The 14,724-nt window shown below is 40.1% G+C and carries 13 protein-coding genes and 2 tRNA genes; 9 read left to right on the forward strand and 6 right to left on the reverse strand.

Features of this window, described 5'->3' with window-relative positions; all coding sequences use genetic code 11:
- The first annotated feature begins 11 nt into the window (after positions 1-11).
- Entirely contained in the window at positions 12-716 is a 705-nt protein-coding gene (locus QWY93_RS07400; RefSeq protein ID WP_290247541.1) for a cytochrome c3 family protein, read from the forward strand.
- 184 nt (positions 717-900) lie between these two features.
- On the opposite strand, the gene QWY93_RS07405 is transcribed toward QWY93_RS07400, so the two are convergent.
- The 3 genes from QWY93_RS07405 to QWY93_RS07415 all read right to left on the reverse strand — a co-directional run bounded on the left by QWY93_RS07405 (position 901) and on the right by QWY93_RS07415 (position 3,525).
- Positions 901-1,233 (reverse strand): hypothetical protein, encoded by a 333-nt coding sequence (locus QWY93_RS07405; protein WP_290247542.1) that lies wholly within the window; start codon positions 1,231-1,233, stop codon positions 901-903.
- Between the two features lie 23 nt (positions 1,234-1,256).
- Positions 1,257-1,718, reverse strand: coding sequence for a hypothetical protein (locus tag QWY93_RS07410; protein ID WP_290247543.1), 462 nt, complete (start codon positions 1,716-1,718; stop codon positions 1,257-1,259).
- Positions 1,719-2,031: 313 nt separating this feature from the next.
- Positions 2,032-3,525: a M14 family metallopeptidase gene (locus QWY93_RS07415; protein ID WP_290247544.1), complete on the reverse strand. Its 1,494-nt coding sequence runs from the start codon at positions 3,523-3,525 to the stop codon at positions 2,032-2,034.
- 88 nt (positions 3,526-3,613) lie between these two features.
- Between QWY93_RS07415 and QWY93_RS07420 the strand changes: the two genes are divergently transcribed.
- Together QWY93_RS07420 and QWY93_RS07425 are read left to right on the forward strand one after the other, a co-directional pair.
- Entirely contained in the window at positions 3,614-4,627 is a 1,014-nt protein-coding gene (locus QWY93_RS07420; protein WP_290247545.1) for a dipeptide epimerase, read from the forward strand.
- A 16-nt stretch (positions 4,628-4,643) separates the two neighbouring features.
- On the forward strand, positions 4,644-5,699 hold the full coding sequence (locus QWY93_RS07425) for an aminotransferase class I/II-fold pyridoxal phosphate-dependent enzyme (protein WP_290247546.1): 1,056 nt from the start codon (positions 4,644-4,646) through the stop codon (positions 5,697-5,699).
- 26 nt (positions 5,700-5,725) lie between these two features.
- Here QWY93_RS07425 and QWY93_RS07430 read toward each other — a convergent pair whose 3' ends face one another.
- On the reverse strand, positions 5,726-6,265 hold the full coding sequence (locus tag QWY93_RS07430) for an RNA methyltransferase (protein ID WP_290247547.1): 540 nt from the start codon (positions 6,263-6,265) through the stop codon (positions 5,726-5,728).
- An 87-nt stretch (positions 6,266-6,352) separates the two neighbouring features.
- Here QWY93_RS07430 and mutS point away from each other — a divergent pair, with 87 nt between their 5' ends.
- The 5 genes from mutS (at position 6,353) to QWY93_RS07455 (ending at position 12,893) form a co-directional block, all read left to right on the forward strand.
- Positions 6,353-8,962: a DNA mismatch repair protein MutS gene (mutS, locus tag QWY93_RS07435; RefSeq protein WP_290247548.1), complete on the forward strand. Its 2,610-nt coding sequence runs from the start codon at positions 6,353-6,355 to the stop codon at positions 8,960-8,962.
- A gap of 150 nt (positions 8,963-9,112) precedes the next feature.
- Positions 9,113-9,185: transfer RNA gene (locus QWY93_RS07440), tRNA-Gly, on the forward strand.
- A gap of 143 nt (positions 9,186-9,328) precedes the next feature.
- Positions 9,329-9,413: transfer RNA gene (locus QWY93_RS07445), tRNA-Leu, on the forward strand.
- A 368-nt stretch (positions 9,414-9,781) separates the two neighbouring features.
- On the forward strand, positions 9,782-10,783 hold the full coding sequence (locus tag QWY93_RS07450; RefSeq protein WP_290247549.1) for a glycoside hydrolase family 43 protein: 1,002 nt from the start codon (positions 9,782-9,784) through the stop codon (positions 10,781-10,783).
- Positions 10,784-12,044: 1,261 nt separating this feature from the next.
- Positions 12,045-12,893, forward strand: coding sequence for a hypothetical protein (locus QWY93_RS07455; RefSeq protein ID WP_290247550.1), 849 nt, complete (start codon positions 12,045-12,047; stop codon positions 12,891-12,893).
- Positions 12,894-12,949: 56 nt separating this feature from the next.
- Here the strand turns inward: QWY93_RS07455 and arsS are convergent, their stop codons facing one another.
- Positions 12,950-14,005 carry an arsenosugar biosynthesis radical SAM (seleno)protein ArsS gene (gene arsS, locus QWY93_RS07460; RefSeq protein ID WP_290247551.1) on the reverse strand — a complete coding sequence of 352 codons (1,056 nt, stop codon included), beginning with the start codon at positions 14,003-14,005 and terminating at the stop codon, positions 12,950-12,952.
- Positions 14,005-14,337 (reverse strand): arsenosugar biosynthesis-associated peroxidase-like protein, encoded by a 333-nt coding sequence (locus QWY93_RS07465; RefSeq protein ID WP_290247552.1) that lies wholly within the window; start codon positions 14,335-14,337, stop codon positions 14,005-14,007. Before QWY93_RS07465 ends, arsS begins: the two co-directional genes overlap by 1 nt.
- 216 nt (positions 14,338-14,553) lie before the next feature.
- Between QWY93_RS07465 and QWY93_RS07470 the strand changes: the two genes are divergently transcribed.
- Positions 14,554-14,700: a hypothetical protein gene (locus QWY93_RS07470; protein ID WP_290247553.1), complete on the forward strand. Its 147-nt coding sequence runs from the start codon at positions 14,554-14,556 to the stop codon at positions 14,698-14,700.
- The last annotated feature ends 24 nt before the right edge of the window (positions 14,701-14,724 follow it).

Raw genomic sequence — 14,724 nt, forward strand, 5'->3', positions numbered from 1 at the left:
TTTAAGTTCAGATGAAAATCAGCAGGAAAAGAAAAAGACAATGGATAGGTTTTGGGGTGGGGCTTTTGGTAACCACTGTTACCTATATTTTATTGAGTGTTCCTTCCAATGAGGACATGCTTTCTCTTGGGGAAATGAATACGGGCCATGAGGAGCTGAGCTGTGAATCCTGTCATACTCCTGCCCGGGGAAATGTATTCCAGCAAGCTCAGGCCAACTTGATGGTAGCAGTTGGACTTAGAAAAACAGAAGTGGATTTTGGTTCAAAAAATGTTGATAGGGAAAAATGCCTCGAATGTCATGACCGTGAAAATGACCGCCATCCACTTCATCGATTTGAGGAACCGCGGTTTTCTGAAGCCAGGAAAAATCTGGGGGTCACTGAATGTGAATCCTGTCATGAAGAGCATAACGGGGTCAGGATGACCCGTGTGGATATTGGTTATTGCGTCAATTGCCATGAGGATACCGAAATGAAAAACGACCCCTTGGATATCAGTCATAAGGATTTGATAGAAAGGGAAATGTGGAATACCTGTTTGCAATGCCATGACTTCCACGGCAACCATATCTATCATGCTCCTGAATCTATGAAAGATACCATTCCTGTATTGACGGTAAGAGAATATTTGGATGGAGGCCCCTCTCCTTATTCGGAAATAAAGAAATTTTTCCCTTTATCAGAAGAGGAATGGAAAGAAAAATATGGGGAATAATTAATTTCTGGGTTGATTATGGACAAGTCAATTTTAAATTGTAATGGTCCGAGGTGTTAAGACAATCTGCACCTGGACCAGATGAATATTCGATTAGTGCCTGGACAGAAGGTTTTAACTACTAAAAAATGCTGGTCCTGATTTCAAATCAGGACCAGCATTTGTATTCGAATTTTTGAATTAATTACAGCAGGCTCCAACCCAGTGCCCGGTTAACCGTGTCCCGGACAGCATCAAGAGCTGAATTGATGGCATCTTCAACGGCTAATATACCCAGTCCTTCTATAGTAAGGAGGACAATCCTTACACTGCTTTTTTGGATTTCAAAATAATGCTTGGCCTGGGCTTCATTGATTTTTCCTTCCAGTTTTAATTTTCCAATCAACTTCAAGTTTTCTGCTAAAACTTTGAGCTCTTGTTCGGCAAAAGGTTCTGCTTCTTTCCAATGCTTTTTGAGCACACCTTTTGCCCCTTTTATCATATTTTTCAACAATTCTTCAGTATCGATTTCTGCCATAACTTTTCTGGTTTAAAAGTGATTTATTTTGTTTTTTCTCCCCTTTTTAGGGCCATTTGGAATTTGATAATGGCTGTAAAGGCCGAATTAAAGGATTGCTGCAAAGGCCTTACTTGTTCAATGGTAGCAAAGCCCATCTTGTGCAATTCCTCCAAACTCTCCACCATGTTGCTCAGTTCTTCAATTTGTTCCCTGACAATGCGGTTTTTATCCACTGCATCAGCCCGGACTTTCAAGGTATTGAGGTCCACTTTTACCTCATCATAAAAGTTAGTAAAATGCTCATAGTCGGCATGATTGGTACCAACTACCCTTTCCAACTTTACAAAAAAGGTGGTTACCTTTTCTTCCAGTTCCGTGACTTTTTCATCTGTAATTGGATCATATTCACTGATCAAACGAACAGGGCCACAGCTCTGGGCCACAAATAATAGAATCGCAAAGAGGGGAAACCAATTACGGTAATTTTGTAGGTTATTGTTCATAAAAATATTGGGTTTAAAAATGGTATTTTATTTTTAAAAGAGATTTGGATAACTTTCCAATAAGCATTGATTATCACTGTTTTAATTTAATGAAAAAACAGGGATTTAAGAAGGTCTGACATGTGGAGGTTTTCTATTTTATTAGGCTAATCCAAATGGTTTTTTTGGGTCTTATTCCTTCGCGGTCTTCCCCCTTCAATTTCGCCCCTTCGGCTCCGCTTAGGGAACGCAGGGGCACAGGTCCTTGAGCGGAGTCGAAAAGACCGTGAAGAAGGACTGGTGGCTGAGCGGAGTTGAAGCCACCCGGCCCATTTCACTTTATTTTCTTTACCTCTGATTGCTTGAGGTCTATCAAAAAACCATTGACTACTGCAAAACATAATTCCCCATCCTTTTCCAGAAAAAAATGGGCTGGACCATCTTTGGTGGGAAATTGGGGAAAGTTTTCATTTTCCTTTAAGATCCTTAGAGGAAGGGAATGGTTTTGGTTTTCTGAAATATTTTTTACCCTGACCGCCAAATAGCCGTCTTTCAATAGTTCCAGGGCAGTTACTTGGGAGATTTCCCGGGTGCTATTAAATATTTTATTGTGAATTTTTCCAGAGACCCATTTCATTCCTGATGCATCCATTTCTTTGTAGCCATAAAAAACCGATAAATCTCCTATGTCTTCAAGGGTTCCAGAAAATAAAAAATCATCGCCAAAGCTGATTTCTTCCCTTTTTATGCCCAAATCCACTTGGTAACCATGACCTTCTCGATGAACGGTCAAATTTTTTATCAGGAGATCCAACAATTGCTCTTCATTATCCGGAATCCGGAAATAGTTTTCTACGGCATAATTTTTATAGGTCCCTTGGGCAATTTCATACAGGGCATTGAGCAGGATCATAAAGTTTAGTTGTCGGACATGCTGTTTTTCCGGGTCATTGGGATAGGCTCCGGATTCTATCAGGATGGTACTTGTTCCCCATTTTTGAAAATTATCCCCAAAAGCCCGGGGTTCGAAGGTATCATCATATTTGCCCAAATGATCGGGCAAAGTTTCCTGCATCAACCTTTTGATCCCTACAATTACTTTCATGGCATTAGCCCTGATTTCATTTACACCCTTTTCTGCATTAAAAGCTGGTGCCAAAACAGAAATGGTGGCAGGGTTGGCCGTTCCCTTGACATTATAGTAGTTGCTTTGGTCATGTAAATTAAATCCAAAATCAGGCTCTAATTCATCCCTGGCCTTTTTTAAGATCATGGCTTCAGGGCTGGCCAAACGTAAGGCATCCCGGTTCAGATCAATACCCAAAATATTTCTTCGCTGAAATACCGCAGCTCCATCTGGGTTTAGCATAGGAATAAAGTGCAACTGCAGATTTTCCTTTAGACTCTTGCGGATAACCAAAAACTCATCCCCGCTGCCTTCCAGAAAATTAAATAAATCGAAAAGGGCCATGGTGGCTGTGCTTTCATCCCCATGCATTTGGGACCATAGTAAAACTTTGGTAGGTCCTTCTCCATAGGACAGCTGGTAAATCGAACGGTTACCTACTGATTTGCCCAATTCCTCCATTTTAAAAACTTCTTTTCTTTTTTGGATTAATTTTTTGACCAGGGAAGGTTTAATTCGTCGTTTGGTAATGTCAGGCTCTTGATATTTTTCATAGGCATCTATTAAAAATTCAGGTTCCAGCCCTTTAAAAGAGGGAGAGGGACTTGAACAGGCGAAATTGATTAAGCTTGAAATAATCAAAGCCACAATACCCCAAAACCTACAGACTTTTAATTTTAACAACATGAAGGGACCTGTCATTCTTTTAAAATTTCATTTTTTATTATCAATCAAATTACTAAACTTCCGTATTAATAGAAGGGTTTTTCATTATTAACGGAATACTTTTATGAAACTACAGGTCCTTGTAAAAGAACTTTTTCTCAAACACACCTTTACCATCTCTTTTTTGAGCCGGGATGCTCAGGATACCCTGATTGTTTCCTTAGATGATGGGAATTATTTTGGATTGGGAGAGGCTACAACCAATCCCTATTATGGGGCAACTCTGGATAATATGAAAGCCTGTCTGGAAAAGGCAAAACCTATCGTTGAAGAAATGAAATGGAAAAACCCGGAGGAACTTTGGGACAAGACCAGGGAAATTTTTGTAGACAATCCATTTGCCCATTGTGCCTTGGATATGGCCGCCTGGGATTGGTATGCCAAAAGTAAAAGCAAAAAACTTTACGAGTTATTGGAGCTGGATCCCCGCAAAATCCCCACTACCAATTTTACTATAGGCATAGATACCATTCCAAAAATGATTCAAAAAATGCAGGAATTCCAATGGCCTCTTTATAAGATTAAGTTGGGCACCGACCATGATCTGGAAATTGTAAAGGAATTGAGGAAACATACAGGTGCTGCATTTCGGATAGATGCCAATTGTGCTTGGACCGCAGAGCAAGCAATTGCTTATTCTGATGAATTAAAAAAGTTAAATGTTGAATTTATGGAACAGCCCCTGGCGAGTGAGGATTGGGAAGGCATGAAGGAAGTTTTTCAACATAGCAAGCTTCCGGTAATTGCAGATGAAAGCTGTATAACAGAAGTGGATGTGGAAAAATGCCATGGTCACTTTCATGGTATAAATGTTAAATTAGTAAAATGTGGGGGCATTAGTCCTGCTTTAAGAATGCTTTATAAGGCTAAAAAGTTGGGTATGAAAACCATGATAGGCTGTATGACAGAATCCTCAGTGGGGGTTTCAGCCATTGCCCATTTGGCTCCTCTGTTAGATTATGTGGATATGGATGGTGCCATGCTCTTGGAAAATGACATTGCCAAAGGGGTTATTATCCGGCCAGATCAGGTGATTTTTCCTGAAGGATCTGGAATTGGAGCTGAATTGTTGGAATAAAAAATCACTTTGGTTAATGAAAGAACATCCTATTGCTCATCATATCGACCGTGTTATTAAAATATTGGGACAGGAGTTCCTTTATTTTAGTGGAACTGCTTATTTGGGAATTGGAACGGTTCGGGAATTTGAGGATTTGGTCCTTGAAGGAATAAAAAAATATGGTCCCAATTATGGGGCCAGTAGGTCAGGAAATATCCGGTTAGAGGTTTTTGATCAAATGGAGCATTATTTTGCTCATGGAGCTGGGGCTGAGGATGCAGCTTTGTTAAGCAGTGGGTTTTTGGCCGGGCAAATCACAATAAGGGAATTGGCCAAATTAACCCATGAATTGTGGGCTGCCCCTGATGCCCATCCTGCCATTATTCCGGAAGGGCAATATTTCCATGGTGATCAAAACATGGAGAAATTTGCCAGGGAATGCATTCAAAAAAGTCATCAAAAGAAAGGTAATTCTATTGGGATTCTGGTCAATGCTATAGATACCCTGTTTCCTGCTGTCCATGATTTTGAATGGACGAGAGATTTATCACCGGCAAACGAATATTTTCTTTTGGTGGATGATAGCCATGCTTTTGGATTGCTGGGGCATGAAATTTTTGGAACCTATCAGCAATGGAAAAATCTCCCGGCAAAATTGATAGTTTCTGGTTCCCTGGGGAAGGCACTTGGAATTCCTGCAGGGGTTATTATAGGCGAAAAAAGTTTTATTCAATCAATAAAAACCAACCCCTGGTTTATCGGTGCTTCCCCACCTGCCCCTGGTTTTTGTGATGCATTTTTAAAGTCAAAGCGGATTTATCTAAAGCAGCAGAGGATTTTGCTAGAGAAAATGGATTATTTTTTTGATCAGATTAAAGGTATCCATGGAATTAAATATGTAAATAACTTTCCTGTTGTCAGGCTGGGAAAAAATGGTTGGGCGGATAAGCTTTGGGAAAGAGGCCTCATCATTTCCTCCTTTTCCTACCCCAGCCCTAGTGATCCTCCTATGGAAAGGGCTGTTTTGTCCGCTTTTCACCAGAAAAGTGATTTAGAGTTTTTGGCTAAAACAATTCAAAAACTAAGCTGAAAGTTGACCCAAAAATTTTCAATCCTTTAATTCTTTAAAACACCCATTTTGGTAACAAAATCCCAAATGGTGATTCCCATGCTTACAGCAATGTTCAGGGAATGTTTAGTACCCAACTGTGGGATTTCCAAAACATGATCACTGGCTTTGATGACCTTTTCCTCAACGCCAAAAACCTCATTGCCAAAAACCAGGGCATATTTTCCATCCTTTTCAGGTCTAAAATCATTCAGTTTGATGCTTTTGTCCACCTGCTCCAAAGAACATATGACAAACCCTTCCTTTTTTAAATTTTCAATGGCTTCAGTTGTGTCTTTTACATATTCCCAGTCCACCGAATCGGTGGCTCCTAAGGCAGTTTTTTGGATGTCCCTGTGAGGGGGCTTTCCGGTAATTCCACAGAGATAAATTTTTTGCACCAAAAAAGCATCGGATGTCCGGAAGGCGGATCCCACGTTGTTGAGGCTGCGTATATTGTCCAGGATGATAACCAAGGGGATTTTTGGCTTTTCTTTGAACTCATCAACGGATAAGCGGTTGAGCTCATCCATGCTTAATTTTTTCATTCGGTTTTTGTTTACCTTTTTGAATCGATTAATTTCAGGCCTGAATAATTTCCAAAATTAACATAAAGATTTTAATCCGATAAAAAGATGGCCAAGGCGAAGGCAAAAGAAGCGAAAGAAACCCCATTGATGAAGCAATATAATTCCATTAAGGCCAAACATCCCGGTGCTTTGTTGCTTTTTAGGGTGGGGGATTTCTATGAGACATTTGGGGAGGATGCCGTTATTGCCAGCAAGGTGCTTGACATCGTGCTTACCAAAAGGGCCAATGGTGCTGCCAGCCATATAGAGCTTGCCGGGTTTCCCCATCATTCCCTGGATAGTTATTTGCCTAAACTGGTTCGTGCAGGAAACAGGGTGGCCATCTGTGACCAATTGGAGGATCCCAAAGAAGTCAAGGGCATTGTGAAAAGAGGAGTGACTGAATTGGTAACTCCGGGACTTTCCTTTAATGACAATGTGCTGGACAAGCGTCGTAACAATTATTTGGCTTCTTTGTATTTTGGAAAGCAGAGCTTGGGAATAGCTTTTTTGGATCTTTCCACCGGTGAATTTATGTGTGCAGAAGGGAACGAAAGTTATATAGAAAAGCTATTGCAGAGTTTTAGCCCTTCCGAAATTATTTACTCTAAAGCCGATAAAGCCAAGGCTGCAGAATTACTTAGGGACAATTATACTACTTTTCATTGTGAGGATTGGGTATTCCAGTACGATTATACCTACGAAAGGCTTACAGAGCACTTCCAGACAGCCAATTTAAAAGGTTTTGGAATAGAAACCATGGGCCATGGAATCATTGCTGCCGGAGCGGTGCTTTATTATTTGGAGGAAACAGAACATAAGGAAGTCAAGCACATTGCTTCCATTTCCCGGATTGCTGAGGAGAAATTTGTATGGCTGGATAAATTCACCATCCGGAACCTCGAATTGGTTTATCCGCAACAGGATGGCGGAGTGCCCCTGATCCATATTTTGGATCAAACCGTAACTCCAATGGGATCAAGGCAAATGAAAAAGTGGATGGTTTTGCCATTGAAGGAAAAGGAAATCATCGATGAGCGGCTGAAGGTGGTGGAGTATTTCCATGGTGAAGATGAATTGAGCGAAGAGATCCTTTCCTATTTGAAACATATTGGGGATTTGGAAAGGTTGATTTCCAAAGTAGCAGTGGGAAGGATCAACCCCCGTGAAATGAACCAGCTCAAAAAGGCCCTTAACAATACCCTTCCCATCAAGGATTTGCTCAAAAAACAGAAAAACCAAGCCTTGAAAAAGCTGGGCGATCAGATCAACTCCTGTGAATTTCTTTTGGAAAAAATCGACAAGGAATTAAAAGAGGATGCTCCCATGCTGACTCATCAGGGCGGAATGATCAAGGAAGGTGTGGACGAAGAGTTGGATGAATACCGCACCCTGGCAACTTCCGGTAAGGATTATTTGGTGCAAATTCAGCAGCGGGAAATGGAAAAAACAGGCATCAGCTCCCTTAAAATTGCCTATAACAAGGTATTTGGTTATTATTTGGAAGTATCCAATACCCATAAAAATAAGGTGCCAGCTGAATGGATCAGAAAGCAAACCCTGGTAAATGCGGAACGCTATATCACCGAAGAGTTGAAGGAATATGAGGATAAAATCCTTCATGCAGAAGAAAAAATGGTGGTATTGGAGCAAAAATATTTTATGCTTTTGGTGAAGGATGCGGGGGAATATGTATCCCAGATCCAGCAGAATGCCAGGATTTTGGCCACTTTGGATTGTCTGTTGAGTTTTGCACAAGTTGCAGCTGCAAATGGATACTGTAAGCCCAAAGTTTCCGATACGGAAACCCTTGAAATCAAAGACGGCAGGCATCCGGTTATCGAAAAGCAACTTCCTGTTGGGGAGGAATATGTGCCCAATGATATTTATCTGGACAACCAAAGCCAGCAGGTAATGATCATCACCGGGCCCAATATGGCAGGTAAATCTGCTTTGCTCCGACAGACTGCCTTGATCGTTTTGATGGCCCAAATGGGCAGCTTTGTGCCTGCCTCGTATGCCAGGATTGGGATTATTGATAAAGTATTTACCCGGGTGGGTGCGTCAGATAACCTGTCAAAAGGAGAGTCTACCTTTATGGTTGAGATGACGGAGACCGCAAGCATTCTCAATAATTTGTCAGATAGGAGCTTGGTATTGATGGATGAAATTGGCCGGGGAACTTCTACCTATGATGGGATTTCCATTGCCTGGTCTATAGTTGAATATTTGCATAACCATCCCCAGTACAAAGCCAAAACCCTTTTTGCCACCCATTATCATGAATTGAATCAATTGTCTGAGGATTTCCCTAAGGTTAAGAATTTCAATGTTTCGGTGAAAGAGGTAGGTGACAAGGTGATTTTTATGCGGAAATTGAAGCCAGGGGGAAGTGAGCACAGCTTTGGTATCCATGTGGCCCAAATGGCAGGGATGCCCAACCCAGTGGTTTTGAGGGCAGCAGAAATTATGGGTCATTTGGAAAAGGACAAAGACCTTCACCAGCAACAGGAAAGGGTGAAGGATTTGCCCAAAAACAATTTCCAGTTGAGCCTATTTGAGATGGATCCCAAATTTAAGGAAGCCCAGGAAATTTTGAATGCCATAGATATCAACACCATTTCCCCTGTAGAAGCCTTATTGAAGCTCAATGATATTAAAAAGAAATTAGAATAGAAATTAAATTGAAAATCAGCGAGGTAGGGTTATTAGCGGTATTTGTAATGAAAAAAATATTTGGGGAGGCCTTGCGGATTAAAAAATCCTGTTTACATTTGCACTCACAATACGGGAACAAACGGTCCCAAAAACATTAAATTCAAATAAGCGAAAGTAGCTCAGCTGGTAGAGCACGACCTTGCCAAGGTCGGGGTCGCGAGTTCGAATCTCGTCTTTCGCTCTCGAAGCCCTTGGAAGAAGGGCTTTCTTATTTCTGGAAAAAATTAATTCCATTTATAAGAAATAAACTTTTATATTGCCATGGCAAAAACTCTTGTAGGGTGGAGCTATGAAAAACTTTACTTCTATTCCCAAATAGAAGAAGCCGGGATGGTGGAATTGGTAGACACGCAAGACTTAAAATCTTGTGGGCGCTTAGCCCGTGCGGGTTCAAGTCCCGCTCCTGGTACAGAAGCCTCGCATTTGCGGGGCTTTTTGTATTTTGTGGGATTGGTATCAGGGGCAAGCTTAAATTTCAAATAAATGCCCTAGGTATTCGAAAAAATTTGCAAGGCCAAAGGTTAATAGCACAAAGTCCACGTTAGGAGCCCTATTTCTACCCTATGGAAAATTGAGCCCATCAGTTCAAAATTATCAATCTTTTTGCTTCCACTCTTAGAACTTTCAGAGTTCTAATCCTTTTCCAGTCATAACTAATATTGACCAAGTAACTTATTTATTTTCTGGATAAAGGGTAATTTGTTTTGGAATCAAAGAAAATCCAGGATATTGTTAGCCTAATTATTATTTATTGAAAATCAATTTAATCTTTCAAATATGTGGTCTAAAAAACTTTTATGGGTTTCGGTGTTTATACTTGGGTGTATTTTTTCGGCATTTTCGCAAAATAGGCAAAGGCCAATTAGAAAAGATGTGCCTTTGGGTGAAATCCGTTTGAGTGATCCTTGTATCCTGTCCGACAAAAAAACTTCCATATATTATATGACGGGAACTGGAGGGATGATGTGGAAAAGTAAGGATTTGAAAAAGTGGTCAGGTCCATTTAAGGTGATTGATATTGACCCTCAGTCCTGGATGGGGGAAAGGCCGCATATTTGGGCTGCTGAGCTCCATCATTATAAGGGCAAGTACTATTATTTTGCCACTTTTACCAATCCCAAAACTAACATCGATACGGTTGAGGAAAGGATCATAAAACGGCGAGCCAGCCATATTTTAGTAAGTGATCAACCGGATGGACCTTATGAGCCAGTTTCAGAATCCAATTATCTCCCTGCTGAATTATCCACTTTGGATGGAACTTTCTGGGAAGGTAAAGATGGAAAGCCATATATGATATACTGTCATGAATGGATCCAAAATGGTGATGGTACCATGGAGATGATAGAACTGAGTGCTGACCTGAGTCGCTCTATTGGGGATGGAAAGCTGCTTTTCCGTGCTAGTGATTCTCCTTGGAGCAGGAGGGAAGTTGATGGGAAGGTCATTCCCAATCAGGTTACAGACGGACCATATTTGTTCAGAACAGGTACCGGCAGATTGGGCATGATCTGGACCAGCTGGGTCTATGATGTGTATACACAAGGGGTGGCTTATTCCAAAAGTGGTCAACTGGAAGGCCCATGGGTACAGGAAGAAGCCCCCATTACTCCTCCCAATTTTGGGCATGGGATGCTTTTTCAAACTTTGGAAGGAAAATGGCTTATGTCAGTACATAGTCATAAAAGCATAGATGGAAGGTTTTACAGATATCCTAATTTGTTTGAGGTGGACCTTTCCGGTGATAAGTTGGTTGTAGGTGACCGTTATGAACCCTAAGGTTTAGGAATTCCTGTGGTCTTCTGGTTATGTGAAATTGTGCTATTCGGTATGTTCAATCCCGAATACACGGAAAATAGGATTTAAGTTAAAAGGAAAATGATGTTGTGGCTTATTTTCATCGCCAAAGCTTTTGGGATTAATGTCACCTCCCTCTTCCTATTTTCCAATCTTTTCCAATGAAAAGTGCCAAAGGCCGGTAATAGCGTTTCCTGAGGATTCATTCCTTGGGAAAGAGCTTTCAACACTTTAAATGAGTTTCATTGGACGGGCTGATTTTATCTGTATTCCAGTCTCTAAATTTCTCAAAATAAAGAGCAATTATCAGCCATAATATGAACCATACCTAGGGCATTTTTGCTTGAATTCTTCATTCCGTTAAGTGGATTAAAACCTGTCCTTACCATATTTTCCATTCCTAGCAACATTTTTTATAATCAACTTAACTTGCCAAACTACACAGGACAAAAAAATCTGATCCAATATTAACCTACTTTTCTTCCTGAATACTAGCGTTTTACAGAATTGTTAAAAATGAAATCCAGCCTAATATATTTTATCTAATATTGCTGATTTGATTTTATTATCGTGTTAATATTAAATTTACTGTAAAAAGTAAATTTATTTGTTGTGATATTTGCAACAAAAGTAAGTATGTATTACGTTTGTAATATAAAGCAAAGCGAAAAGCGCTTAAAAGCTTACATACTGTAGGGTGTTGAAACTGGCAGACATGCCCTCCGGTCTCGGGGGTGGGGAATCCAGGAAAAAGCAAATATCGAGCTCGTGTTTGCCTAACTGCTCCGTGGAGGTTCGAATCCTTCCCCTACAGCAGGTTATTTTGGGTTTATTGTTAATTGACTAAAGCTATGGGTTCTGTTCATAGCTTTTTTTGCTTAAAACTTAGACCATAAAGGGGCATTGTTCACATAGATAGAATAAGCTAATCTAGATTTGGCCCGCATTCGGTATTTGCATTTCCGGATCCCTCATTAATTGTATCTGCAATTCTGGGTAGTGATTTTTTAACCAGTTAACGATTTGGCATTATAACTACGGGGGCAGGGTATCTTCCAATTTTACAATCTTATAATTTCCACTTTTTCTTAAAATATTAAGGGGTTATGCTTTACTTCCAAAATGATTTTACAATTTCAGAATTAATTATCTGGTATTGAATTTTATGATTGAATTGGCCATATTGATAACTTATGGCACCTTATTCAAGGGCTTTTATATTTTTACACCAAACAATGAAATTATGAAAAGTGAAAAATCAAAAAATGGATTGTATTCCCATTTCCGCTTGAAAAGCAGTATGAGCTTTTTGATGGCTTTATTGGTATTTGTTTTTTCTTGTAGTGAAAGTGATGACGGTCAGATGCAAGGCCCTGAACCGGTTATGCCACCAGAGACCAGTATGGCTCCGGATATGAGTATGTTTGATGACGAGGGAGGCGAAGAGAATCGGGTCAATACCATCCAAAACTGGGCCTATGCTGCTATCAATGTAGGTGTTTATTCTTCCATATTATATTCCCATTTAATTGTTCCGGTAAGGGCATTTAAAGTGACTATCAACCAAGAGGCCCATTTTAATGAGGATGCAGGACTTTGGGTTTGGGAAAAAAGCTTTGAAGTTCCTTCCAGAGGTACTTTTTCCGTAAGGCTTACTGCAGAAGTAGATGGAACCGATGTCAGTTGGACAGGCTATGTGTCCAAATCCGGGGTATTTGAAAATTTTGTTTGGTTTGACGGAACTTCCAAGCTTAATGGAGAATCTGGAAAATGGAACCTTTATGAAAGCCCTGAAAATCCTGAAGCTTGGTTGTCAAACTCCTGGGAAATTGACCGGGAAGTAGGAAATGGAAATACTAGCTTTACAGTGGAAAAAGAAGGAAACCATCAGGGAAGCTCAATTACTTATTCCATTGAGAAAGGAGCAGATTATGACAGAACGGTTTTGATCAATGATGTGAGTAATTCCAATTTGGTCGAGGTGCAGTGGAACAAAGAATCTAAGTTCGGTCGGGTTAAAAGTGAGGCAAAATACGGCGATGAAATGTATCACTGTTGGGATGAACAGTTACAGGATTCGGAATGTCCATAAAAAAATAAGAAAATTGAATAAAGCCGGCAAAGGACAATTGCCGGCTTTTTTATGTTTTAGATTGTACTTCCTCCGCAACTGGATCCTGCACCAGCGGTGCAACCAAAACAGTGCTGGTTGACTACAATATTCCTTTGGCTTAATTCATTTTGTTCCCATTCTTTAATATGGCGACTATTTTTTGAGTCCACTTTTAAATCTAACATCTGGTTAAAGTCACAGTCGTACAAATAACCATCCCAACCCACCGATATGGTATTCCTGCACATGACATTTTGGGCAGCCATAGGATTAAAGGATTGGATCAACTTGTCCATATAATCTTCATAATTCCCAGAACGGACCAAGTAATCCAAAAAACGGCTTATGGGCAGATTGGTAATTGTGAAAAGTGAATTAAAATCTACTCCAGTGGCTTGCTTTAGCTTTTTTTTAAATTGCTCCTCCAAAGATGATTGATCAGGAGGTAAAAAAGCCCCTGTGGGGTTATAAATCAGGTTGAGTTCAAGGCCACTGTTTCCAAGGCCGTATCCTACCTTATTTAGCATTTTTAAGGCCTCAATAGACTTATTAAAAACACCTTCCCCTCTTTGGGCATCTGTTTTCCGAGCATTAAAATAAGGTAGGGAGGAAACTACTTCCAGCTGATGTTTTTTAAAAAAATCCGGCAAATCATAGTATTTTGGATTGGCCAAAATAATGGTAAGGTTACTGCGGACAATGATATGGGTATCACGCTTAATTTTTCTTATTTCCTCCACAAACCAACGAAAATTGGGGTTCATTTCAGGCGCCCCTCCAGTTAAGTCAATGGTCTGAATATCCTGTTTTTTGATTACTTCCAAACACTGTTTCATGACATCCCTGTCCATTATTTCTTTCCGGTCCGGCCCGGCATCTACATGGCAATGTTTACAGACTTGATTGCACATTTTTCCCAAATTAATCTGAAGAATTTCTATTTGGGTAGGTTTCAGTGGATATAAGTCTGCAGATTTGAGTTTGCTGGAAAAGGCCGTTTCTTCCTTCCCTGTTGGAATAGAGCTTTGAAGGAACTTGAGTTCGTATTTGGAATTGGAAAAGGGGTTGTTTTGTGCCTTGAGTGATTTCATTACATGGATATTTCTTTCACTTTATTCATCATTTGGGTGCCATGTACCAAACTAGCCCCTCCTCTAATGGCCGCTGCCACATGAACGGCTTCCATGATTTGTTCTTCGTCACAGCCTTTTTCCAGGGTGTCAGTAGTATAGGCATCAATGCAATAGGGGCATTGCAGGGCATGGGAAACCGCAAGTGCGATGAGGGACTTTTCACGGGCGGTCAGCGCCCCTTCCTTAAAAACTTCTCCATAATAGTCGAAAAATTTATCGGCAAGTGTTTTTTGGAATTCCCCTATTTTGCCAAAATTTTTAAGGTCTTCTGGATTATAATATGTTTTCATAGGTTATGAATTAAACTTATGTGAAAATATGGTTGAGTTGCTAAATTAAGTGCTTTTTAAAGATAGCTTTTTCAGCGTGAAAACGAATGGATAGTCCAATTGTTTGTTTTTATTTAGCCTTTGCACAGAACTTAGGGAGCATACTTTTTTGATGAATATAAAATCTGGCGTAAAAACTAAGATTAACTTTTGGTTATAGGTAGCGTTTATTGAAGTATGAAAAAGAAAAAGATCAAAAATGATAAAAAACAGGAAACCGAAGATTGGGACTTTTCAGAAGGATTTGGAGGCTTGCCAAATGATGCCGATCTAATGAAAAATGTAGGTTGTGCCAGTAGGAGGAAAAAGAAAAAGGATGGCTAAATCAGCCATCCTTTTTTTGTGAAT

This window comes from Echinicola jeungdonensis (assembly GCF_030409905.1).
GTDB lineage: Bacteria > Bacteroidota > Bacteroidia > Cytophagales > Cyclobacteriaceae > Echinicola > Echinicola jeungdonensis.

What these genes read in the sequence shown, in the direction of transcription:
- QWY93_RS07450 (WP_290247549.1), top strand. Translation starts at nt 9,782, where the DNA reads ATGTGGTCTAAAAAACTTTTATGGGTTTCGGTGTTTATACTTGGGTGT.
- QWY93_RS07465 (WP_290247552.1), bottom strand. Translation starts at nt 14,337, where the DNA reads ATGAAAACATATTATAATCCAGAAGACCTTAAAAATTTTGGCAAAATA.
- QWY93_RS07405 (WP_290247542.1), bottom strand. Translation starts at nt 1,233, where the DNA reads ATGGCAGAAATCGATACTGAAGAATTGTTGAAAAATATGATAAAAGGG.
- QWY93_RS07425 (WP_290247546.1), top strand. Translation starts at nt 4,644, where the DNA reads ATGAAAGAACATCCTATTGCTCATCATATCGACCGTGTTATTAAAATA.
- QWY93_RS07410 (WP_290247543.1), bottom strand. Translation starts at nt 1,718, where the DNA reads ATGAACAATAACCTACAAAATTACCGTAATTGGTTTCCCCTCTTTGCG.
- QWY93_RS07455 (WP_290247550.1), top strand. Translation starts at nt 12,045, where the DNA reads ATGAAAAGTGAAAAATCAAAAAATGGATTGTATTCCCATTTCCGCTTG.
- mutS (WP_290247548.1), top strand. Translation starts at nt 6,353, where the DNA reads ATGGCCAAGGCGAAGGCAAAAGAAGCGAAAGAAACCCCATTGATGAAG.
- QWY93_RS07415 (WP_290247544.1), bottom strand. Translation starts at nt 3,525, where the DNA reads ATGACAGGTCCCTTCATGTTGTTAAAATTAAAAGTCTGTAGGTTTTGG.
- QWY93_RS07400 (WP_290247541.1), top strand. Translation starts at nt 12, where the DNA reads ATGAAAATCAGCAGGAAAAGAAAAAGACAATGGATAGGTTTTGGGGTG.
- QWY93_RS07420 (WP_290247545.1), top strand. Translation starts at nt 3,614, where the DNA reads ATGAAACTACAGGTCCTTGTAAAAGAACTTTTTCTCAAACACACCTTT.
- QWY93_RS07470 (WP_290247553.1), top strand. Translation starts at nt 14,554, where the DNA reads ATGAAAAAGAAAAAGATCAAAAATGATAAAAAACAGGAAACCGAAGAT.
- QWY93_RS07430 (WP_290247547.1), bottom strand. Translation starts at nt 6,265, where the DNA reads ATGAAAAAATTAAGCATGGATGAGCTCAACCGCTTATCCGTTGATGAG.
- arsS (WP_290247551.1), bottom strand. Translation starts at nt 14,005, where the DNA reads ATGAAATCACTCAAGGCACAAAACAACCCCTTTTCCAATTCCAAATAC.